We start from the raw sequence: 20540 nt of genomic DNA on the forward strand, positions 1-20540 counted from the left end.
GGATGGCCGCACCGTAGTCGACGCGACGAACGCTATCGACTTTCCTGCTTTCAAGCCGCGTGACCTTGGTGGCCGGTTGTCTTCGGAAATCGTCTCTGATCTCTTCCCAGGCGCTCAGCTCGTGAAAGCATTCAACACCCTCCCGGCCGCCGTTCTGGCTGCTGATCCGGTGAAGGCAAGCGGCAGGCGTGTACTCTTCCTATCGGGCAATTTCCCGGATGCCAGCAACAAGGTCGCAGAACTGATCGCGCGCTTGGGCTTCGCGCCGTCCGACCTGGGCAGTTTCAAAGCCTCCGGTTCACTTCAGCATTTCGGGCAGGCGCTGGTCGCGCTCAACCTGCTGAAGGACTGAACGCTCCACAGCGAAGGCAACATGGATTTTTGACAACGCAATCGGTCTATAAAATCGAACGTTATGGACAAGATTATGTAGGTTTTATCGAATGATGAAGAAGCAGATGTTGCTTTCATCGACACCATCATCCTTACGGAGTTACCGAAATGACCAAGGTTCTCGTCCTCTACTACTCGTCCTACGGCCACATCGAGACAATGGCAGGCTCAGTCGCTGAAGGCGCAAGAAGCGCCGGCGCCGACGTCACAATCAAGCGTGTCCCGGAAACTGTCCCGCTCGACGTCGCCGAGAAGGCCCACTTCAAGATCAACCAGGAGGCACCGATTGCGACAGTCGCGGAACTCGCCGACTATGACGCGATCATCGTCGGTACGGGTACTCGCTTCGGGCGGATGTCGTCGCAGATGGCGGCTTTCCTCGACCAGGCTGGTGGCTTGTGGGCCCGCGGAGCGTTGAATGGCAAAGTCGGTGCAGCATTTGCATCGACCGGCACCCAGCACGGCGGGCAGGAAACCACCCTGTTTTCGATCATCACAAACCTCATGCACTTTGGCATGATCATCGTCGGCCTGCCCTACAGCCACCAGGGCCAGATGAGCACTGAAGAAATTGTTGGTGGCGCTCCTTATGGGGCAACGACAGTTGCCGGTGGCGACGGGTCGCGCCAGCCCTCACAGATCGATCTCGCCGGTGCCTTCCATCAGGGCGAGATCGTCGCCCGCACTGCAGCAGCGCTTGTCGCTGCCCGCAACTAAACCCGCCTAACTCACTCTTAAAATTCAGCTCCAACCAGACCAGCCGATTGCGATCGGCTGGCAAGGAGAAGTCATGTCCTCGCTTTTCTCAAACAAGGTCGTCGCGGTCACCGGTGCAGGCTCTGGGATCGGTCGGGCGATAGCACTTGGGCTCGCTCGCGACGGCGCGACAGTGCATCTGGCTGATCGCGATGCCGAGGGTCTCGCCCAAACGGCAGAGCTCATCCGCGCCGAAGATGGCCGGGCGTTCACAACCGAACTCGATGTCGCAAGCGAACTTCAGGTCGTCGGATGGATCGAACAGATCGACGCTGCATCCGGTCGGCTCGATGCCGCCTTCAACAATGCCGGGATAACCGGCCCTGCAAAGCGGATTGAAGATTACCCATTGGAAGACTTTCAGCGGGTCATCGCCGTCAATCTCCAGAGTGTCTTTCTCGGGATGAAGTACCAGATCCCGCTGATCAGGCGCAGTGGTGGTGGATCTATCGTGAACACGGCTTCCGTCGCTGCTTTGACTGGACCGGGAGGCATGAGTGCCTACGCTGCTTCCAAGCACGGGGTGCAGGGCCTGACCCGGGTCGTCGCGATGGAGAATGCAGCGCATGGCATCCGCGTCAACGCGATCGCGCCCGGCTGGACGGAAACGCCAATGGTCGCGGCAAACAGCCGGCAGAACCCGGCTTTTGCTGCACTTGCTCAAAATGCCATCCCCGCCAAACGCGGTGGCAAGCCGGAGGAAATCGCGGCTGCAGCAATCTGGCTTGCCTCGGACGCCGCCTCCTATGTCACCGGACACATGCTGACCGTCGACGGCGGCATGACGATCGGTGGTTTTGAACTCTGACACCGAACCTCGAAAGGAAAATTCCATGTCAGACCAACCTGAAGCTTCATACGACGCATTGAAAGCAGTCGTCCGCCGCAACACACTCGAAGTGCAGTCCGGCGGCAACTTCGAACTTTTCGACGAGCTATTTGCCGATGACTTCCTTGACCACACACCGCAACCGGGTGGGACGCCAGACAAAGAGGGCGCACGTCGCCTTTATGATGCTCTGCGCGAAGCTTTTCCCGACTTCCATGCCGAGATCCACTGGCAGGCAGTCGACGGCGATATCGTCACGACCTTCAAGACCTATCACGGCACGCATCACGGCGTCGTCCTTGGGATCGAGCCGACAGGCCGCAAAGTCAGGTTCGAGACTGTTGATGCCATGCGCATCCGCGACGGCAAGATCGCAGAGCACTGGGGTGTCGCCAACCTCTATTACCTTCTGCAGCAGCTAGACGCCCTGCCTCCTTCGGCGCCGAAAATCCCTGAAGTTTAAGGACAGATGTCATGACTAAGACTAGCATTCTCGACGGAAAGGTCGTCATCGTAACCGGCGCATCGAGTGGCATTGGCCGGGCGATCGCCATCCGGGCTGCCGAACATGGCGCCAAGGCCGTCATCGTATCAGACGTAGTCGAAGCACCGCGTGAAGGCGGCGAGCCCACAGCTACTGAAATTCGCAAGCTCGGTGCCCAGTCGATTTTTGTGAAGGCTGATGTAAGTCGCAAGGCTGACAACGACGCTCTGGTCGCTGCGGCCGAGGAATTTGGTGGCGTCGATGTCATGGTCGCCAACGCCGGGATCACCCTGAAGACAGACGGCGCAGATGTTCCCGAAGAAGATTATCGCCGCCTGATGTCTGTCAATCTCGATGGCCCGCTGTTCGGTGCCCAGGCAGCTGCACGACAAATGAAGGCGTCCGGCAAACAGGGTAGCATTGTCTTGATGGCGAGCATGGGCGGCATCTCCGGCGCTGGCATTACAGTCGCTTACTCGACGAGCAAGGGCGGCGTAGTGCTTATGGCGAAGTCGCTGGCCGATGCTCTCGGCCCGGATGGCATCCGCGTCAACGCGGTAGCACCCGGCACCATTGACACCGAGCTTCTTCGCACGAGCCCCGGTATTGCCCAGGCCTCCGAGGGCTTTCGCCAGAGAACGCCGCTTCGCCGGCTTGGCAAACCGGCGGAAGTCGGAGATGCTGTCGCGTTCCTTGGCTCGGATCTGTCGAGCTATGTGTCTGGTACCGCGCTCCTTGTGGATGGAGGGTTGCTCTCCGTTATCTGATTTCTAGAGCCTCCAGTCGGACCCGCGCCCTCAAAAGCGCGGGACTTCTATAGTAAAAAAATATCTCTGTCGTCTCAACCGTCTGCGGAAAACGCATCAATCTCTGAACGAGAGGCGCTGCCGAAATCGGGTCCAGGACGGAAGCGGTTCGTCATCTCGCTTAAACGAGCATGCGCAAAAGAGACTTCAGATCTGCCTGGCTTGAGAGCCCAGTTTTTTGAAAGATGGACTTTAATTTTTGGCGGCTGGTTTCATACGAGATGCGATTGGCCGCGGCCGCCTCTGCCAGCATAAGGCCTGCGGACAACGATCTGCATAGACGCAGTTCGGAGAGCGTCAGGCCATAGGCCTTGATCAGGATTTCCTCATCTGGGTGTTCGTTATGCGGCGTCAATTGGTGGATTTGGACCAGGAATTGATCACGGCTTGGCATCAGCCCTGTTTCAAACGTCGCAGGAATTTGATTTACCATCACGATCCATTGAGACTCTTCAGCTTGCAACAGCTTCTTGGCAGTGAACTGTGCCTGTCGGCTTCTGAGGGAGTCTACGAAAGCGGTCGTGAACGACGAACTAGCGAAGTAAACGATATAGTGCCGGCAACCAACTGGAAAGGCCTGGGAGAACGCTGCAACAGCTAGGTGATTGGCTTCAACTAGCCTCATACGGTCATCGATAATGAAAGCAATTGACTTCTCCTGGCTCACCAACGCCGACCTCGCCGCGGTCTTGCTGGTCATTTCTTTCAAGTATTCAGCTATTTGCATCGCGTTGATTAGCGAGCTGCGCGCATTTTCCATCACCAACTCAAGCGTTGACGAATATTCGCCCGACAGGCTCTCAGAAAAATGAACTGGCAGGTAGATAACTTGTTCGTCGCTTGCCTGAAGGCGCAGGCCAACGGCGGCATCGAAATCCCCGACGGCCCTCATCCAGTCGTTATAGAACTCACTATCATGATAACGGCGAGCTGGGTCATCTCTTTCTGCGACGAGGATCGCTCCGTTCTTGGCATATTGCCAGAACCGTCGCCACGGATTGACGTAAGAGTAGTGCGTGAGGAAGGATTCTAGATGCCTTTGGTCGAGACCGTCCGCCACGGCAAAACTAACTTCGGGCGTGGCAAAATCCTGGTTGAGCAAAGCCGCATAGGATCCTGGGAAGGCCTGTGTAAGGGATGAGCAGACATCCCGCCACGGACCGCGGCCTGTTGCTGCACCAAATATAGCTGATGAGACTTGCTCTGAAGCATTCCGAGCCCTGTCTTTCGGCAACATCTTTTCTCCAGTTTATCAAAAAGGAAAAGGAACGATTGTCTTTGCCATTCAAGCACCTCCCAATTGGGTCTGTTCGGAATTGCTTCGCTATCGCTACAATTCCCTCATTTCTGACAGGAGGGAAATTAAATGATAATTCGAAAAATCGCTGTGACAATTACTATTCTATGCAGCTCGTTTGGTATGTCCTTTGCAGACAAGCTGCCGAAGGACGCGGTTAAGCTGACGTCGCAAGAGGTCACGGATCTGTACTTGGGGTTTTCATCTAACTGGTCACGCAGCAATGCTTACTTTTCACCGGACGGGGCTTACTTTCTTGTAGGCAAGAACGGAAACTTTGTCGGGGAAGGGAAATGGTCGGTTAGCGAAAACCAGGTCTGCGCTGATTTCACAGTGAAAGGCGTCAAGGACGGAGGCTCCAAGAAGGCGCGGGATTGCTGGGCGTGGTATAAGCAGGGCGATAAACACTGGACGTTCTGGAGCGGGGAAAAAGACAAGCGAAACGGCTTCTACACTGGAGAGAAAAATAAGTTGTCAAAGGGTGATAAGGTAACTGACAAATTTCGAAAGCTTGTGGCATCACAGTAAAGCTGTAATAGCGTTATGGTGCATCGGCGCTCGTGAAGGCCGGAGCGTCGAAGTAAAGAAGGCGTCCGTGACCTACGAGAGTCGTTCCTCGTAACATACTTCACGGATCGTGCCGAAATCGCGATAACTGGCTATGAAAGGTCGCCACGCACCTCCTCTGGCATGAGATGGCGAAACGGGCAAACGTTCGATTTTATCGACGATAATCCGCGATATTATCCTACTTTTTCGTTCGCTCGGATGATGGCAATTTCTCCTCACGACGCAGCCACGGTGGCTACGCCCCAAACTTACGGAGAACGCCCATGTCTTATTCCGATGCAATCGCACAGCGCGTTGAAACTCTTTCCCAGTCGGCCCTCATCAACGGCGTCACGCCTCTCACCGGCCGTGTCCTGTTGGCGGCAATCTTCCTTCTGTCGGGTATCAGCAAGATCTCCGATCCAGTTGGGACGATCGGCTATATCAATATGGTTGGCCTGCCCTTCCCGCCTCTGTCCTATGGCGCAGCAGTTGCGACCGAAATCCTGGGCAGCATTGCCCTGATCCTCGGCTTCCAGACCCGCATCGTCGCCCTGATCCTTGCCCTGTTCAGCGTTGCTACGGCACTGACGTTCCACAACAACCTCAGCGACCTGAACCAGTTTATCCACTTCTTCAAGAACATCGCGATGGCCGGCGGTCTGCTTCAGGTCGTGGCGTTCGGCGCGGGCCAATACAGCCTCGACGCCCGCCGCTAATCGAACCATCCGCTCAAAGGAAAAGCCCGGACCATGGTCCGGGCTTCTCGCGTTTTCATTTATCCCATTCCGGACCGCCATCGGTGCAGGTCTGCCCACCATCGACCGGCAGGACGATCCCAGTAATCCAGGCAGCTTCATCACTGGCAAGAAAAGCGACTGCCGAAGCAATCTCTTCAGGTTGCCCTGCCCGTCTCAACGGGACCGGTCCCAGGCTTTCTCCAAAAGCGCATCATCGTCCATGATGGCATCCACCATTCCTGTGACAGTAAGTCCCGGTGCCACTGTGTTTGCTCTGACACCGAACTTGCCGAGGTCGCAGGCTGCTGAGCGGGTCAGATTTGCGACGCCACCCTTTGCAGCATTGTACGCCGCATGGCTCCAGCCGCCACCAAGGGATGAGACGGAGCCGATGTTGACGATCGAACCCTTGGTCTCCTTGAGATGCGGAACCGCAGCACGGCTCATGTAAAAGACGCCGGAAAGGTCCGATGCAATACACTCGTCCCAATCCTGATCGCTTGTCTCCTCGACGGTACCGACGAGATTCATGCCGGCGGCATTGACGACAGTGTCGATGCGGCCGAAGCGTTCCAGAGTCGCGGTGACAAGGGCGTCGCAGTCCGGCCGTGAGGAAACATTGGCGACAAAGGTGCCGCTGCGGTCAGTCGGCATCTTCGAGGCAGCTTCGGTTAATCGCTTCTCGGTTCTGCCGGAGATCATCACGGACGCTCCTTCCTCAAGGAGACGGTTGGCAATGGCGGCGCCGATACCGGACCCCCCGCCGGTCACAATTGCTACTTTTCCTTCAAATCGTTTTGACATGACACACTCCTTCAATCTCCGTGGCGACTGCCGCGGTAGTTTTGGTTTCGTGTTGGTTTTTGACTGGATTGGTTCAGGTGGCCGGGAAGTCGGCCGAACGAGACAAGGCCTCCCAGGCAACAACGTTTGCCTTCAGGTCCTGCGCCTTCTTCAGGGCAGCGTCGGTGGCATCATTGCCGAGCGGAAGGTGGTGCGGAGGCTGCTCAGCCAGCACGGCTTCCCAGATGGCCTTCGCCGCACGCGCCGGGTCGCCAGCCTGTTTTCCGACCGATGCGTGGTAAGCCCGACGTGCCTCGCCCGCTGTGCCATCGTAGTCGTCGATGGACGCGGAAACCTCGTTTGACGAACCTGCCCACTCGGTCCTGAAGGCGCTTGGCTCGACTGTCATGACGTCGATCCCGAGAGGGGCAACTTCTTTTCGAAGTGTATCCGACAGGCCTTCCACGGCAAATTTGGTGGCGCAGTAGTAGCCGACGCCCGTGTAGCCAACCAGGCCGCCGATTGATGTCAGATTGACAATCGTACCACAGCGGCGGGCGCGCATGTGTGGAAGGACCGCATGGATGGTGTTTGCGGTGCCAAAGAAATTGACGTCAAACAGGCGACGGGCGTTCTGCTCATCGGTTTCCTCAATAGCACCGAAGAAGCCGATCCCGGCGTTGTTGATCAGGACGTCGATCCGACCGTAGTGCAACTCTGCGGCATCAACAACCTGGGCACTGATCTCGATCGATGACATCGAGTGGAAGGATTATGGCATCGCCCTTCTGTTCAAGATCCGCGATCTTGTCGGTCTTGCGGGCGGTGACGACAACCTGTTCACCCGCCTCAAGCAAGTGTTCCGCGATGTATCGACCGAAACCCGTAGAGCATCCGGTCACGAGCCAGACTTTGGGGTTTTGCGTGCTCATTTCATGTACTCCTTTCTGTTTCAGGCCTGCGGAGACCGTTGCTGGTAGCCGCAGATTTCTACGTCTTCGACGCACAGGTCCGGAACCTTCGCCATGAAGGCTTCGACGTAAGGTGTGCTCATATGCAGTTCGAAGTCGGAGGCGTGCCGCCAGTCTTCGAGCACCATCCACGCGTCGGGAACGTCATTGGACTGGTGGATCTCGTAGCGTAGGCAGCCTTCCTCCTTGCGGGACGGAGCGACGAGCTGAAGCAGTTCGTCACCCAGATCTCCTGAGCGGCCCGGCTTTGCAGTGAAGTAGGCCACATTGGTGAGGTCAGCCATTTAAGGGCTCCTTCTCGGTTAGGGCAACACCCTTATAGTGAGGGCATACCTGGAAAAGATCTGCCGCGCCTTTGCGGGAGCTGTCGTGATCTTGCTCTTTTCAGACGCCGTTGATCGCTATGATGCGCGATGCGGCCGCAGCCTGTCGCTGTGCAGCGAGGGGCGCATATTCCGGGGATGCGAACAGCTGACGGATGGCTTCCTTATTCGGAAATTCGATGATCAGCATGTTGGTGGATTCCCAATTTTCGAGCCCGAGCGGCTCCGCGTCGAGCGCGATCAGACGACCGCCAGCTTTTGCGACAAGCGGCAAAGCCTTGGACCGGTAGTCTTCGATCGACGGCATATCGTGGATGTCGAGGTCAACGACGAGATAGGCAGACATGTTATTTCTCCTTGAAATAGGTTGGATGAAGGCGCACCGCCTCACGGAAGGTGGCGCCATTTGACCATGCGGTCTTTGAGGTCGAGTGTGCCGCCGTCGACCGTGAATGAACCATCGCCCCTGTGATGCAGGGTTCGTCGTTCCGTGCGGCCTTCGTTGACCCACAGTCGTTTGGCTTCCAGAATGAACAGGTTGTATCGGTCGACATTGCGTCGATCGATAACCTCACATTCGATATTGGCCAGACAGTCGGCAATGAGAGGCGCGGATACGTCCTTGGCTTTGCGGGTCTGCAAGCCGAAGCGCTGGAACTTGTTGACCCGATCGCCAGAGCAGTTGCCGACATCGACAACAGTTTCGGCGAGGTCCAGACCCGGCACGGCGATCACGCATTCGCCGGTATCCTTCAGTAACTCGTAACTGTGGTCCCAAGGACCGATCACGCAGCCGATCAGTGGTGGCACGTGCTGGATCATCATGTGAAAGCCCATGGTCATGACATTTGGCTTTCCCTTATCGCTGGTCGTCACCATGACAACTGGGCCAGGCTCCAAGACGCGATAGGTTTGGGTTGCGGATATCTCCTTCATTTCCAATCTCCCTTGAGGGGGTCCCTGTGACTGACAGGGACCCGTTCGGGCCAGTTGGTTACCAGCCCTGTTCCACTGGCAGGACGAACAGCTCGGCGACGTCGACATGCGACGGAGCCTGGGCAGCGAACACGATGGTGTCGCCGATATCCTCGCCCTGGAGGAAGGTCATCTGGCTTGCCAGCTCGTCCATCTGCTTGCGGTAGCCCGGATCGGTGATGTGATCGTAGAGCTCCGTGGCAACGGCGCCTGGCTGGATGCAGGTCACGCGAATGCCGTGCTTCTGCCCGACTTCCATGCGCAGGCCGTCAGAAAAGGCCGTGACTGCATGCTTGGTCGCGCAGTAGACCGAGAGACCCTTGAACACCTTGCGGCCCGCGATCGAGGACATGTTGAAGATGTGGCCGGAGTGCTGCTTGATCATCTGCGGCAGGACGGCCGCTGTCGTGTTGAGCAGACCCTTCACGTTCACATCGACCATGCGGTGCCATTCGTCGACCTTGAACTGGTCGATATCGGAGAGCGGCATCAGGCCGGCATTGTTAACCAGGATGTCGATCGAACCATGGGTGTCGACCAGCTTCTTGACGCCCGCTTCAACAGAAGCGGTGTCCACCACGTCCATTTCGATCACGAGCGCTTCGCCACCCTTGGCTTCAATCCGTTTTTTTACATCTTCCAGTTTTTCGGTCCGGCGGGCTGCGATACCGACCTTGGCGCCGGCTTCAGCAAGCTTGACGGCGGTAGCAGCGCCAATGCCGCTTGATGCGCCGGTGACCAGTGCGATCTTTCCGTTGAGGTTGGTCATTGTCTTTACTCCTTGTCTGCGGCCCACCACCGCGGTGGGCGTTTCGTTTTGACAAGGTGGAATTTAAGCCGATCGTCGGCGCCCTTCTCTCGGGACCTTGCTCGACCTGTTGCGATCTTGCTCGAAATCGCGACAGGTCGAAAATTAGCCTAGCCGATAGTGGCTGGGCGGCAGGCCGGTGTCGCGATGGAAAATCTCGGCCAGCCGGAAGTCACGGTCAATTTCGACGTAAACCAGGATGCGCCCGCAGCCACGCGCGCTATTGCGTTTGCTGAGCCGATCAAAGTATCTGGTAGGAGCCCCATCATCCGCTTCCCGAAATTCGGCATGTTTACGGAGACGAGACACACTACAGGTGAGGCCACACGTCTGGAGCTGATACTGCTGATGCAAGCGTGCCAACGGCGCTCAATCGAGCGGAAACTCTCTTTCAGCCGACGGCGTGATGGGGAGTATCAAGCGTGTAAAGCATTTGCGCGCCTTCTACGCCCTTGAGTGCGAACCGGCCTACGCATGCAAGACGTTGGCGATTACGCCCCTCCATACAGTCTGCGAAGTTTGAAGAGGTTAGCAGGTTTACATCCAGCGACCGACACATTGAAACGATGCGACTGACCTCGTTTACGGCGGGACCTATCACAGTGAAATCGAGCCGATCCTCGCTTCCGATATTCCCGTAGAAGACATCACCGATGTGTAGCCCGAGACAGACTTCCGTTGTGGAGCGGCCTTCCGATGTCCTCCTGGTATTAAGGGATTTCAGCCTCAGGCGTAGGAGGTTTTCGGCTTGCAACGCGGCGTCACAAGCATCGACCTGTCGATCCGCTCGGAAAATTGCCAGGACGCCATCCCCGATTAATTTCAGGACCGTCCCGCCAGCCTCATGGACTGCTGAGATTACCGCATCACTGTAATCATTAAGGAGAGGAATGATCTCCTCAGGCGATACTGAGGCAGAAATTCTAGTATAGTTTGCAAGGTCCGAGAACCACAGGGCTGCGGATATGCGTTCCGCCGAACCCCGGTTGATTTTACCTTCGAACACTTTTCGCGCTGCGTCGTTCCCAAGATAGACCTCGGCGATTGTCCTTGCGATCCGCGCAAGCGCTGTGCTTTTGATCGCCAACGCCAAAACCGGCAAAAGTTTGCGAAGATTCTGGAGATCGACATCAGAAAAGCCTGCGGAATCACGTGTGGCAAAGTGAGAGAAAAAGCAGTCCATCTCGCCGATGGTTCCCTGCTTCTCAAACCTATGGATAAAGGCCACGAAGTCCATATGGCCAGACGTACGCATGTCGTCAAGTGTCGCGAAATCGGCCGGATCTCCTAGTCCGATACGACGTCGGATTTCGGAATCCTCCCCTGCCCACAGATAATAGAAAGCTGAGCGTTTCCAGTTTTCCAACGCGTCTCCGGAACTGCTGGGACCGTACTCGAATTCTGTTTCCACCACTTGCTGACTATCCCATCGAAAGGCGCGCCCCTCGTGGACCGGGTGAAGCGTGTCAATAAGAGCAAGACTGCGGTCAAGTGGTAAACCGGCGTCGCTGCATGCTGCACAAAAGCCACCGAGCAACATGGACTCGCTAGCTCCTCGAAGCCCTTGGTGAGCTACCCAGGCGGAAATCCTCTCTATGTCTTCGTCAGTCATGCCTATGGAAACTTTCGCGAGCCGTTGTGCCTCACTGTGCGTACTAAAGTTAACGAAAACAAGGGGCTTTGCCTTTCGGCCGCCCCAATCGACCAAAGCCGTCGTATATCCCGTACTTTGCTTTTCCAAATCCGATCATTCGAACCGCGAGCGCTATCGCGATTTTGCTCGGGCTGGCTGAACTTTATCCTCGCCGGTAGTGACTCGGCGGCAGGCCGGTTTCTCGACGGAAGACCTGAGCGAAATGGCTGGGGCTGGAATAGCCGACGGACATGCCGATTTCGATAATGCTGGTATCTGTCTCCTGCAGAAGCAGCCTGGCCTTTTCCACGCGCTGGCGAATGAAGTAGCGCGACGGCGAAAGGCCGGTGGCTTTCTTGAACAGGCGGCTGAAATGAAATTCGCTCATGCCCACTGTCTCGGCGAGTTGGGCCAGATGGAACGGTTCGGCCAGATGCTCTTCCAGATGCGCGACCGCACGCCGAAGCTTGAACCCGGGAAGCGCGTTCTGCCTGTCCTCGGCAACTTCACCGGATGCATAGTTCCGGATCAGATGAACAGCGAGGCTTTGCGTAAGGCCCTGGATGAACAGCTGGCTTCCCATTCCTTCTGCTGTCAGTTCCTGATGAACCAGCGCGAGGAGGTGAGACAGCTGCTTGTCCTTGCCGCCGGAAATGTCGCGTAGTACCGGTGGAGCCGCGCAACCCAGCACATCGCAGGCAACCCGCTCGAAGAGCGGTACGGAAAGATAAAGATGCATTACCTGGAAAGGTGCATCACCGATCGCGAGCCAGCGCATCTCATAGGGTGTGGGAGAGCGGGTCAGGAAAAAATCACCAACCGTAACGGTATTGGCGACCCAGTCCCCGTCAAGATCACGTTCCTCAACCACCGCTTCTCCTGAAATCACCCAGACGATCAGGGGTTCGGCAACAGCGGGAACAAGAAAGGGCTCCTGCTTGTTGAGACGTGAATAGACCTGCACGAACATGTCGCTCCACGCTGGACTATCGCCACTAACGAGCGTGCGACCGGCTATATACTGCTCAAGCCCGAGCGGGGACGTCCGCTCGGGCCTAGCAATAACCTTTTCCATTTCGGACATGAGTGCCCCTCGATAAGTGGGTTTTCCAGTCACGCCCGGGGCAAAGCGCATATCGTTTTGACGGGATTGTTCTATGGTTTCCAATGCGGTCCCTCCCTGAAAACGGGCCTAGCTGTTTAAGGTTGCCAAAGACTTCAACGGAACATTTGTCGGCTCACATGTCGCACACAACCATCCCCTCCAATGATACAATGCAGCATTTGGTTTCGTCAGACAGGAATACAAAGATGGTCTCATCCGACACTTTGAGGCAAGAAAATCCCCGTCGACGATGAACGTGACTGCTTCACTGTCGAACATGTTTCGCTTGAGCAAACATCGCGGACTACGATCGCGGCGATGATCTAACGGAGCGAAAAACGCACCACGCCGGCAATGGACATGTGCCGTCGTGATCGCGTCTCGTTTACCGCCTGCGATAGAGAACCATGCCGGCGTGGTACAGGACGTCATCCACAAAGTCGCCGTCGGCCGTAAAACCGGTATCGTCCCAGTACTCGATGTGATCCCCGGACACCTCGTATCGTCCTTGATATGCACTTTCGCGTCGGCCACGCGCCTCGTCGTAGCGGCCATTCGGGAGCAACTGGTGGCGGATGCGGCCGTCTGCGGTCTCCCACATGCCGACATAAGGGTGCAAAGGCGTTGCGGTCGTCATTGTGCCGCCTCCGTCTTGCCCAGGAAAGACTGAATGGTTTCGGGCTCAACGACCCAGGCGTAGTTCAGTTCATGGCGGATTTTCCATTTGCCAGCGGTGCATTCCCACCCAAGCTGCGAGCGCCCATCAAAAGCGATCACCTTGCCGTCGAGACGATCGATGCGGCCGACGAAACCAAGCGTCGTCGAAGCGACCATGTCGCCAACGATCGCATCATGACCGCCGGTCAGGCCGTGGCGAACAGATCGGGCAGCGTTCTGCAACGCCTCCCAGTTGGCGCCGTAGCGAGCCGAGTTGTCAAAGAGCTGTGTTTTGCCTGGGGCGAAATTGTCGTAGAAAACACCTTTGGTGTCTTCCAGGTCGTAATACCGGTTCAGCTTCTCTGCGAATACGAATTTGCCGTCGCCTTCATGGCGTTCCCAACCCTTCATGATCCAATCGGCATGAAGCGCAAGCGGAGCGTCGGCGCCTTCCCGAGGGCAAGTGTCCTGTGCAGCAACGGGTCCGGCGCAGATCCCAAGTGCCAGAGCTGCTGCGAGTGTGATCTTGTTGTTTGTCATTGGAATCTCTCCTTCGATGATCGGTTGTGCTTGTTTGTCAGCTGCCGGTTTGACCGGTCGGCTATGGGCAAAAGGTAGACAAATTCGATTGTCGCTTGTATTCCCTCGTCGCTAACGATTTTGGTTAGCAGGATGCGACAATGACAATCGATCTAAACTTGGTGCCGATGTTTCTGGCCGTCGCCGAGGAGGGGAATTTCAGGGCGGCCGCAGATCGCCTTGGCGTGACACGCTCAGCCGTGAGCCAAGCGATAAGACGGCTCGAGGATACTTGCGGCATCGCGCTCGTCAGCCGCACGACCCGCAGTGTGCGGCTGACGGAGGCGGGCAACCGCTTCCGTGAAAAGCTGTCTCAGCCAATGGCCGATGTGAAATCGGCATTCGAGGATGTCGCAGGCGACGCAAGGCCAAGCGGCTTGCTGCGGATCGCTGTCACCTCGATTGCGGAGCAATTTCTGTCAGGACCGCTGATCGCGTCCTTCGCGCAAGCGCATCCGGGCATCACGATCGATGTTACGGTGACCGACGACGTCTTCGACATCGTCGCAGCCGGCTACGATGCGGGGGTTCGGTTGGGGGATGTGATAGAGCAGGATATGGTTGCGGTGCCACTCACAAAAGAAGAGAGAGAAGTGGTCGTTGCGACTCCGGGATATTTCGATATCCATGGAACGCCCCGCCACCCCCGGGACCTCGTCGGTCATCGCTGTATCGGCTGGCGTCCGTCTCCAAGTGCTGCGCCGTATCGATGGGAGTTCGAGGAAGATGGCATACCTTTCGACGTCGCCGTCGAGCCGCAAATCACAACGAACGATCTGTATTTGATGATCCGGACTGCGCTCGCGGGCGGCGGAATCACATTTGCGCTTGAGGAGACGTTTCGCCGGTACATCGATCGCGGCGAGTTGATCACCACGCTGGACGACTACCTGCCCGCGTTTCCGGGGTTCTTCCTTTATTTTCCCAATCGCCGCAATATGGCGCCCAAGCTGCGTGCGCTCATAGAGCATGTCCGCGCATATAGATCGACACAGCCCTAGCTGCCCGCGGCGAAACTTGGCTGGGTGCGCCGTGTCTCGCACCCATAGATCCCTCTGCTTTTCGGTCCGCTCCACCACAACCGGGTACGGTACGTGCCGGCCGCCGGACTTGCAGAGAACGACCTTTGTCGCTGCGGAAGACGAGGCTATTTCGAGGCTCGTCGAGCCATCGCTTGATCCGACGGTAAGTGCTTATCCTAGGAGTAGTTGACCGGGAGCCAGTCATAATTGGTGCTGTCTGTACGCACGTGGCCGGTCCCGGGGAGCGCAATATGCGCGCCTGCCACAAGATATTTGCCTTCCACAGCCTGCCTGAAGGCGACGTCGCGGGCAGCAACGGCGGCCTTCTGATCGATATCGAATTCTATGGCGATGCCGGGCTCATCGAATTGCAGGATATCGCCATGGGTGATGTCGCCCCAGAAGACGATCTTCTGGCCTTCGCTTTCCAGCGTAATGGCGCTGTGACCCGGCGTATGTCCTGCATAGAGAATCGAGCCCAGACCAGGAACGGGCGCGCGGTTATCTCCGAAGGTTTCAAATTTTCCAGCTTGTACGTAAGGCGTCACGCAGTGGTCTGCCTCGCCAAAATGCTGTTTGACGATGTCCGTCGCCGCTTTAGGAGAGCGACGGGGGCAACTGACCAACCCGGCATTATGTCCACCGCAAGGAGCGGCCAATTTCGCCAACCGCCAAGAAGAGATTTCCGCTCTATTCGTTCTAATTATTAGGACGCGAATTTCTTGGGCAACTGCGGAACTCCTTCCGATAAGAATTTCTTCTTGAATTCAGAATCTTACGAAATCGTCGATCAATGTTCCGTCAGGCAAAAACATGCTTTGCCTAAATTTTTTGCAAGCATAAGATTTCATCGAAGCTCTTGCTAAAGTCGGCTTCCTCGTGAGACAAATGACCTGCGAGTAGAAGCGGTCTGAGCCTCGGTTCTGGACATTGCTCGACGGGTAAATCTGTCGGGGAGATGTCTAAATGCCGTGTAAAGTCAGTAACCTTATCCCAAATTCTGCAGAGATCGACGATGGAGCTTATCATCTTCATGCGCATCGGTGTTTTGCATGCCTGAGCAGCGAGCGTCCTGAAAAACGCAATTGCGCCATTGCCAGGCTCCTTGCGGATGGATTCCATCCGGACCGCATCAACGCTCCCTATCCGTCCTTAAAAACCGAACACTAGTTGTGAAAGGTCGACCTATGTGCCGCACCAAGCTTGCCTCATATGCACTTGCCGCCACCCTTGCCGCCAGCGCGGCATCCGCCGCTGACAAGGTGATCTTTCAGCTCGACTGGTTGCCGGGCGGCGACAAGGCGCCGATCTATGTCTGTCTCCAGGAAGGCTTCTGCTCGGATGCCGGCCTTGAAGTCGAGATCGCTTCCGGTCGCGGCTCGACCGACGCCATCTCGCGCCTTGCCGCAGCGTCCTCCGACATCGGCGTTTCGGATATCGGCGCCCTGATGGCCGCCCGCGCCAATGAGGGCGTGAAGGTGACCGCCGTCATGTCGTTATTCAACAAGGGTCCGCATGCCTTCTACGTCGCCAAGGGTGGTTCGATCACAGGCGTCGCCGACGTCAAGGGCAAGACGATCGCGACTTCACCCTTTACTTCGTCTAACGTCTATCTGCCGCTGGTCCTCAAGGATGCCGGTATCGACATGGCGGACATCAAGCTCATCAAGGCCGATCCAGGCGCACTCGGCCCGATGCTGATGGCGGGCAATGCCGACGGCATCATCGCCTGGATGACGGACCTGACGCGCTACAACAATCAGGGCAAGGAAGCCGGCAAGGAGATCGTCGCCCTGCCTTGGTCCGCAGCCGGACTTGAGCTCTATTCCGCCTCGCTGATCGCCAGCGACGATTTCCTGGCCAAGCGCCCGCAGGTCGCCGCGCGCTTCGTCGCGGCCTACAGGAAATCCGTCGAGTTTGCCAGAGGCAACCCGGAGAAGGCTGCGGCGGCCGTTACCGCCCTCGTGCCGGAACTCGGTTCGGAAGATGTCCAGGGTTCCCTCAAGGATATGCTGCCGCTGATCTTCAACGAAGTGACGAACAAGGACGGCCTTGGTGTCTTCGAAACCGCTCGCCTCGCCGAAACCTGGCGCCGTGTTTCCCAAGCGCAGAACATTGACCCGGCCAAGCTCGATCCGGAAACCATGATCAACCGCACCTTCATGATATCGGAGTAACCTTCATGGCGATGCCCGCTATTCGCTTCGAGAGGCTGGGACAGGTTTTCGAGACCCGATCCGGACGCACGGAAGCTCTGCGCGACGTCAGTTTCGATGTGGCACGGCATGAGTTCGTCTCGATCCTCGGTCCTTCAGGGTGTGGGAAATCGACCCTGCTGCGCATGATCGCCGGCCTGCTGAAGCCGACATCTGGTTCGGTGGAGGTTTTCGGGCTGCCGGTAGAGGCTCCGCGTGACGATATCGGCATCGTTTTTCAGAAACCGACGCTGCTTCCCTGGGCCACCGTCGAAGACAATGTCGTGTTTCCCGCTCGCCACAAGACCGGCCGGGTCACCGCACAGGAGCGCGAGCGCGCGGGTGAACTCCTGAAGATGGTCGGGCTCTCCGGCTTCGAGAAACGCCTGCCGGACGAGTTGTCTGGCGGCATGCAGCAGCGCGTCGGTATCGCCCGCGCACTGCTGATGGATCCAGATATCCTGCTAATGGACGAACCCTTCTCAGCCCTGGATGCGCTGACGCGCGAGGTGATGGGCTTCGACCTTCTGCGTATCTTTTCCGAGCGCCCGAAGACCGTGGTCTTCATCACGCATTCGGTCAGCGAGGCTGCGCTACTGTCCGACCGGGTATTGGTGATGACCGGCAGACCGGGTTCGATCCTGACCGAAGTTACCGTTCCCGTGGGCCGGCCGCGTGGCCCTGAAACTACAAAGGACAAGGCGATCCATGACCTCTCCAACCACCTCCGCGATCTCCTCCTCACCCGCCACGCGGCTTGAGGTCATGCAGACCCGCACATCACCATTTGCTTTACTCAAGCAGATGCTCGCGTGGCCGGGCATCTTGACTGCCGCGACTCTGATCGGCGCCGTACTTCTGTGGGAAGCGGCGGCGCGGCTCCTGTCGATCCCCACCTATCTACTTCCACCACCGAGTGCGATCCTCGGCTCGTTCTCTTCTATTGGCCTCGAACGCTGGATGGGCCACATCGTCGCAACGCTGCGGGTGGCGCTGATCGGCTACGCGATGTCCATCGTCATCGCCATTCCGCTCGCGGTCGTCATGATGCGCTCACCGTTCCTGTCGCGAACGCTCTATCCGCTGCTCGTCGTCGTGCAATCGACGCCAGTGGTGGCGATCGCGCCGATCATCATCGTGGTGCTCGGGGCCGGCGATGCACCACGCATCGTCATCACCTGTCTCATCACCTTCTTTCCGCTTGTCGTCTCAACCGCAACAGGCCTTGCGGCGACGCCGCCGGAGCTGATAGAACTATCGCGAAGCCTACGCGCCTCGGGCTTTCGCGAAATCACCCAGATTCGCTTGCCCTTTGCGGTGCCTTACATCTTCTCGGCCTTGAAAATCTCGATCACGCTCGCCGTCATAGGTGCCGTCGTCGCGGAATTCTGCGCCTCGGAAGTGGGCGTCGGTTACTTCATCCAGCTTTCGACCTCGCTCTTCAAGCTGCCGCAGGCCTGGGCCGGTCTGTTGGTGCTGGCCACCATGTCGCTGCTGCTGTTTCAGGCCGTAGTGCTGACGCAAAAGCTTTTCTTTCCCTGGAGCCTGCCGAAGAGCAGCTGAACCCATCCGGAGTAGAAGCAGTCGGGCCCTGCCCGGACATTGCTCCTCAACCGCCGGCTCGCCGGCATTCACCTAAGGAGAATGGTATGAATATCCAGACCGACACACTTGCAGAACTCGCCAAGGAAGCAACCATCGGCGGCATGGGCACGACCGTTGATCGGGAAATCCCCGTCATCGACCTTTCCGACTTCGATAACCGCAAGCATGAGATCGCCGATGCACTATGGCAGGCCTCGATCGATATCGGCTTCTTCCAGGTATACAACCACGGCATCACTCAGGAAGACATCGACGCGGCCTTCGACACGGCATGGACCTTCTTTGAGCTGCCGGCGGAGGTGAAGGCAAAGACCCCGATGCCGAAGGGCATCAATGCCGGCTGGGAATTCAAGGCGCAGGTTCGTCCCTCAACCGGCACACCGGACAACAAGGAGAGCTTCCAGCTCACCCGTCCAGATATGATCCGCCTCAATCTCTGGCCGAGCGAAGAAGATCTTCCAGGCTTTCGAGAAAAGATGCTCCGTTTCGAGAGACAGAACTGGGAGCTGGGTATGCGCATCCTCTCCTGCTTTGCGCTGAAGATGGACTTTGCCGAGGATTTCTTCACCAAGGCACATGATCCGTCATCGGAAGAATACCAGTCGACATTGCGGCTGATCCACTACATGTCGATGGAAGACGCCAAACCGGAAGATTTCCAGTCCTGGCGAGCCGGTGCGCATTCGGACTTCGATTGCCTGACGATCCTTCACCAGAAGGAAGGCGAAGGCGGGCTGCAGGTATGCCCGGGCAAGGATGCGGAACTGAAGCAATGGACCGACGTTCCGCCGCGCAAGGGTTACATCACCTGCAACATCGGCGACATGCTGATGCGCTGGTCGGACGATCAGCTGCAATCGACGTTGCATCGGGTACGCATGCCGCGTGAGGGCGAATACATGGGGCGGCGCCTGTCGCTGCCTTTCTTCTGCCAGGCAAACCGCGATGCGGTCATGCAGGGTCCGCTCGGTAAATACGAGCCGATCACCGCCGGCGAGTACCTGACCCGCCGCATCAACGCCAATTTCGCCAAGAAGTGACGTTGAAGATGGTCCGGTGCGGTGACATCGTGGAACAGTCAATCCGATTCCCGTCAGGCAACGGACCCATCATGCTTCATGGACGCGCGCTGCGCTATATCGACGAGGTTGCCCGACAGGGCTCCATCCGCAAGGCGGCGAAGACATTACATGTCGCCGCCTCTGCGGTGAACCGCTATATCCTGGAACTTGAAGAAGAGCTGCAAGCGCCGATTTTCGAGCGTCTGCCACGCGGATTGAAACTGACCAGCTCCGGTGAAATCCTCATCCAGCATATTCGCGAAACCCTGCAGGCTCATCAGCGAATGCGTGCGCAAATCCAGTCGCTCAAGGGATTGAATCGCGGCGAGGTGGTGATTGCGACGATGGCGACACTTGCTGCCGGCCGGATCGCCGAGATCGTTGCGGCCTACCGTGAAAAACATCCGCAGGTCAGCCTGCGGATCATGGTGGGCGACCGGACGACTGTCGCAGAGATGGTGGCGCTCGGCCAGGCCGATCTCGCCATCGCCTACAACCTGCCCGACGATACCCGGCTGCAACGCGCCGCGGAATTCCGTCACGCGCTGGGCGCGGTCGTCGCTCCCACCCATCCGCTCGCAATCCGCAGCACCGTGCGCATGTCCGATTGCCTGCTCTATCCGCTGGTTCTGGCGGATCGATCATTGTCGCTGCGCGAGGTCGTCGAGGCGACAGCCCCGGCGCGGGCCACCCTCGTTCCCGTTGTAGAGACCAATTCGATGGAACTGATGAAACGCCTTGCCCGGACAGCGCCTCACATCACGTTCCTCAACAGACTCGATGTGGATCGCGAGACTGCGACCGGCGAACTGGTTTTCATCCCGCTCACCGGAACCGGCTCGTTGCAACGGCTCAATATCCTCCACCGCGCCCGCGGCTCGCTCTCGCCTGCCGGCAGCCATTTCATGCAATTTGCGCAGGAGCGTCTGCTTGCCTCATTCGACGAGAGCTGACTGCCCGGCACCCACC

At 57.6% G+C, this 20540-nt stretch carries 24 protein-coding genes and 2 pseudogenes; 13 read left to right on the plus strand and 13 right to left on the minus strand.

The window, feature by feature from the left end:
• From T18_RS27950 to T18_RS23585, 5 genes are all read left to right on the plus strand, one after another.
• Window positions 1–352 (plus strand): NADPH-dependent F420 reductase (locus T18_RS27950; protein WP_414896161.1); only part of this gene is annotated, 352 nt, incomplete at its 5' end.
• A 149-nt stretch (window positions 353–501) separates the two neighbouring features.
• The gene (gene wrbA / locus T18_RS23570) at window positions 502–1110 is read left to right on the plus strand and encodes an NAD(P)H:quinone oxidoreductase (protein WP_038496401.1); all 609 of its coding nucleotides are present in this window, start codon (window positions 502–504) and stop codon (window positions 1108–1110) included.
• A 73-nt stretch (window positions 1111–1183) separates the two neighbouring features.
• Window positions 1184–1957, plus strand: coding sequence for an SDR family NAD(P)-dependent oxidoreductase (locus T18_RS23575; RefSeq protein WP_038496398.1), 774 nt, complete (start codon window positions 1184–1186; stop codon window positions 1955–1957).
• A gap of 25 nt (window positions 1958–1982) precedes the next feature.
• Window positions 1983–2441, plus strand: a complete 459-nt coding sequence (locus T18_RS23580) for an ester cyclase (protein WP_038496395.1) — start codon at window positions 1983–1985, stop codon at window positions 2439–2441.
• Window positions 2442–2452: 11 nt separating this feature from the next.
• Complete coding sequence (locus T18_RS23585; protein ID WP_038496393.1) at window positions 2453–3229, plus strand: SDR family oxidoreductase; 777 nt, start codon at window positions 2453–2455, stop codon at window positions 3227–3229.
• A gap of 160 nt (window positions 3230–3389) precedes the next feature.
• Here the strand turns inward: T18_RS23585 and T18_RS23590 are convergent, their stop codons facing one another.
• Window positions 3390–4505 (minus strand): helix-turn-helix transcriptional regulator, encoded by a 1116-nt coding sequence (locus tag T18_RS23590; RefSeq protein ID WP_038496390.1) that lies wholly within the window; start codon window positions 4503–4505, stop codon window positions 3390–3392.
• Window positions 4506–4634: 129 nt separating this feature from the next.
• Between T18_RS23590 and T18_RS23595 the strand changes: the two genes are divergently transcribed.
• Window positions 4635–5093, plus strand: a complete 459-nt coding sequence (locus T18_RS23595; protein WP_038496388.1) for a DUF995 domain-containing protein — start codon at window positions 4635–4637, stop codon at window positions 5091–5093.
• Between the two features lie 305 nt (window positions 5094–5398).
• Window positions 5399–5833, plus strand: a complete 435-nt coding sequence (locus T18_RS23600; protein WP_038496384.1) for a DoxX family protein — start codon at window positions 5399–5401, stop codon at window positions 5831–5833.
• Between the two features lie 55 nt (window positions 5834–5888).
• Here the strand turns inward: T18_RS23600 and T18_RS28305 are convergent, their stop codons facing one another.
• From T18_RS28305 to T18_RS23650, 11 genes and pseudogenes are all read right to left on the minus strand, one after another.
• The gene (locus T18_RS28305) at window positions 5889–6032 is read right to left on the minus strand and encodes an SDR family oxidoreductase (RefSeq protein ID WP_272870617.1); all 144 of its coding nucleotides are present in this window, start codon (window positions 6030–6032) and stop codon (window positions 5889–5891) included.
• On the minus strand, window positions 6029–6658 hold the full coding sequence (locus T18_RS23605) for an SDR family NAD(P)-dependent oxidoreductase (protein ID WP_272870616.1): 630 nt from the start codon (window positions 6656–6658) through the stop codon (window positions 6029–6031). Before T18_RS23605 ends, T18_RS28305 begins: the two co-directional genes overlap by 4 nt.
• A 73-nt stretch (window positions 6659–6731) precedes the next feature.
• Window positions 6732–7569 (minus strand): annotated as a pseudogene (locus T18_RS23610) (oxidoreductase).
• A gap of 20 nt (window positions 7570–7589) precedes the next feature.
• Window positions 7590–7892: a putative quinol monooxygenase gene (locus T18_RS23615; RefSeq protein ID WP_038496381.1), complete on the minus strand. Its 303-nt coding sequence runs from the start codon at window positions 7890–7892 to the stop codon at window positions 7590–7592.
• Window positions 7893–7992: 100 nt separating this feature from the next.
• Complete coding sequence (locus T18_RS23620) at window positions 7993–8277, minus strand: DUF1330 domain-containing protein (RefSeq protein ID WP_038496378.1); 285 nt, start codon at window positions 8275–8277, stop codon at window positions 7993–7995.
• Between the two features lie 41 nt (window positions 8278–8318).
• A complete protein-coding gene (locus T18_RS23625) occupies window positions 8319–8867 on the minus strand; it encodes a flavin reductase family protein (RefSeq protein ID WP_038496375.1) in 549 nt (182 codons plus the stop codon).
• Between the two features lie 58 nt (window positions 8868–8925).
• Complete coding sequence (locus T18_RS23630; protein WP_038496372.1) at window positions 8926–9675, minus strand: SDR family oxidoreductase; 750 nt, start codon at window positions 9673–9675, stop codon at window positions 8926–8928.
• A gap of 430 nt (window positions 9676–10105) precedes the next feature.
• Window positions 10106–11326, minus strand: a complete 1221-nt coding sequence (locus T18_RS23635; protein ID WP_038497404.1) for an adenylate/guanylate cyclase domain-containing protein — start codon at window positions 11324–11326, stop codon at window positions 10106–10108.
• Between the two features lie 184 nt (window positions 11327–11510).
• Window positions 11511–12515 carry a helix-turn-helix domain-containing protein gene (locus tag T18_RS23640; RefSeq protein ID WP_410118161.1) on the minus strand — a complete coding sequence of 335 codons (1005 nt, stop codon included), beginning with the start codon at window positions 12513–12515 and terminating at the stop codon, window positions 11511–11513.
• Window positions 12516–12837: 322 nt separating this feature from the next.
• Window positions 12838–13089 carry an Atu4866 domain-containing protein gene (locus T18_RS23645; RefSeq protein ID WP_038496366.1) on the minus strand — a complete coding sequence of 84 codons (252 nt, stop codon included), beginning with the start codon at window positions 13087–13089 and terminating at the stop codon, window positions 12838–12840.
• On the minus strand, window positions 13086–13649 hold the full coding sequence (locus tag T18_RS23650) for a hypothetical protein (protein WP_038496363.1): 564 nt from the start codon (window positions 13647–13649) through the stop codon (window positions 13086–13088). The genes T18_RS23645 and T18_RS23650 overlap by 4 nt, the downstream gene beginning before the upstream one ends.
• 140 nt (window positions 13650–13789) lie before the next feature.
• Here T18_RS23650 and T18_RS23655 point away from each other — a divergent pair, with 140 nt between their 5' ends.
• A complete protein-coding gene (locus T18_RS23655; protein WP_038496360.1) occupies window positions 13790–14689 on the plus strand; it encodes a LysR family transcriptional regulator in 900 nt (299 codons plus the stop codon).
• A 197-nt stretch (window positions 14690–14886) separates the two neighbouring features.
• Here T18_RS23655 and T18_RS23660 read toward each other — a convergent pair.
• Window positions 14887–15297: pseudogene (locus T18_RS23660) on the minus strand (MBL fold metallo-hydrolase); the annotation flags it as partial.
• Between the two features lie 600 nt (window positions 15298–15897).
• On the opposite strand from T18_RS23660, the gene T18_RS23670 reads away from it, so the two are divergent.
• The 5 genes from T18_RS23670 to T18_RS23690 all read left to right on the plus strand — a co-directional run bounded on the left by T18_RS23670 (window position 15898) and on the right by T18_RS23690 (window position 20524).
• The gene (locus tag T18_RS23670; RefSeq protein WP_038496355.1) at window positions 15898–16887 is read left to right on the plus strand and encodes an ABC transporter substrate-binding protein; all 990 of its coding nucleotides are present in this window, start codon (window positions 15898–15900) and stop codon (window positions 16885–16887) included.
• Window positions 16888–16892: 5 nt separating this feature from the next.
• A complete protein-coding gene (locus tag T18_RS23675) occupies window positions 16893–17666 on the plus strand; it encodes an ABC transporter ATP-binding protein (protein WP_003517478.1) in 774 nt (257 codons plus the stop codon).
• 4 nt (window positions 17667–17670) lie between these two features.
• Entirely contained in the window at window positions 17671–18468 is a 798-nt protein-coding gene (locus tag T18_RS23680; protein WP_035252501.1) for an ABC transporter permease, read from the plus strand.
• Between the two features lie 86 nt (window positions 18469–18554).
• Entirely contained in the window at window positions 18555–19550 is a 996-nt protein-coding gene (locus T18_RS23685) for an isopenicillin N synthase family dioxygenase (protein ID WP_038496351.1), read from the plus strand.
• A gap of 2 nt (window positions 19551–19552) precedes the next feature.
• Window positions 19553–20524: a LysR family transcriptional regulator gene (locus tag T18_RS23690; protein ID WP_080863786.1), complete on the plus strand. Its 972-nt coding sequence runs from the start codon at window positions 19553–19555 to the stop codon at window positions 20522–20524.
• The last annotated feature ends 16 nt before the right edge of the window (window positions 20525–20540 follow it).

It is taken from the genome of Rhizobium sp. TBD182 (assembly GCF_001950375.1).
Lineage (GTDB): Bacteria > Pseudomonadota > Alphaproteobacteria > Rhizobiales > Rhizobiaceae > Agrobacterium > Agrobacterium tumefaciens.

Bases quoted from the DNA above. Each gene is read 5' to 3' on its own strand.
- wrbA (WP_038496401.1), top strand. From the start codon at position 502: ATGACCAAGGTTCTCGTCCTCTACTACTCGTCCTACGGCCACATCGAG.
- T18_RS23575 (WP_038496398.1), top strand. From the start codon at position 1,184: ATGTCCTCGCTTTTCTCAAACAAGGTCGTCGCGGTCACCGGTGCAGGC.
- T18_RS23580 (WP_038496395.1), top strand. From the start codon at position 1,983: ATGTCAGACCAACCTGAAGCTTCATACGACGCATTGAAAGCAGTCGTC.
- T18_RS23585 (WP_038496393.1), top strand. From the start codon at position 2,453: ATGACTAAGACTAGCATTCTCGACGGAAAGGTCGTCATCGTAACCGGC.
- T18_RS23590 (WP_038496390.1), bottom strand. From the start codon at position 4,505: ATGTTGCCGAAAGACAGGGCTCGGAATGCTTCAGAGCAAGTCTCATCA.
- T18_RS23595 (WP_038496388.1), top strand. From the start codon at position 4,635: ATGATAATTCGAAAAATCGCTGTGACAATTACTATTCTATGCAGCTCG.
- T18_RS23600 (WP_038496384.1), top strand. From the start codon at position 5,399: ATGTCTTATTCCGATGCAATCGCACAGCGCGTTGAAACTCTTTCCCAG.
- T18_RS23605 (WP_272870616.1), bottom strand. From the start codon at position 6,658: ATGTCAAAACGATTTGAAGGAAAAGTAGCAATTGTGACCGGCGGGGGG.
- T18_RS23615 (WP_038496381.1), bottom strand. From the start codon at position 7,892: ATGGCTGACCTCACCAATGTGGCCTACTTCACTGCAAAGCCGGGCCGC.
- T18_RS23620 (WP_038496378.1), bottom strand. From the start codon at position 8,277: ATGTCTGCCTATCTCGTCGTTGACCTCGACATCCACGATATGCCGTCG.
- T18_RS23625 (WP_038496375.1), bottom strand. From the start codon at position 8,867: ATGAAGGAGATATCCGCAACCCAAACCTATCGCGTCTTGGAGCCTGGC.
- T18_RS23630 (WP_038496372.1), bottom strand. From the start codon at position 9,675: ATGACCAACCTCAACGGAAAGATCGCACTGGTCACCGGCGCATCAAGC.
- T18_RS23635 (WP_038497404.1), bottom strand. From the start codon at position 11,326: ATGACTGACGAAGACATAGAGAGGATTTCCGCCTGGGTAGCTCACCAA.
- T18_RS23645 (WP_038496366.1), bottom strand. From the start codon at position 13,089: ATGACGACCGCAACGCCTTTGCACCCTTATGTCGGCATGTGGGAGACC.
- T18_RS23650 (WP_038496363.1), bottom strand. From the start codon at position 13,649: ATGACAAACAACAAGATCACACTCGCAGCAGCTCTGGCACTTGGGATC.
- T18_RS23655 (WP_038496360.1), top strand. From the start codon at position 13,790: ATGACAATCGATCTAAACTTGGTGCCGATGTTTCTGGCCGTCGCCGAG.
- T18_RS23670 (WP_038496355.1), top strand. From the start codon at position 15,898: ATGTGCCGCACCAAGCTTGCCTCATATGCACTTGCCGCCACCCTTGCC.
- T18_RS23675 (WP_003517478.1), top strand. From the start codon at position 16,893: ATGGCGATGCCCGCTATTCGCTTCGAGAGGCTGGGACAGGTTTTCGAG.
- T18_RS23680 (WP_035252501.1), top strand. From the start codon at position 17,671: ATGCAGACCCGCACATCACCATTTGCTTTACTCAAGCAGATGCTCGCG.
- T18_RS23685 (WP_038496351.1), top strand. From the start codon at position 18,555: ATGAATATCCAGACCGACACACTTGCAGAACTCGCCAAGGAAGCAACC.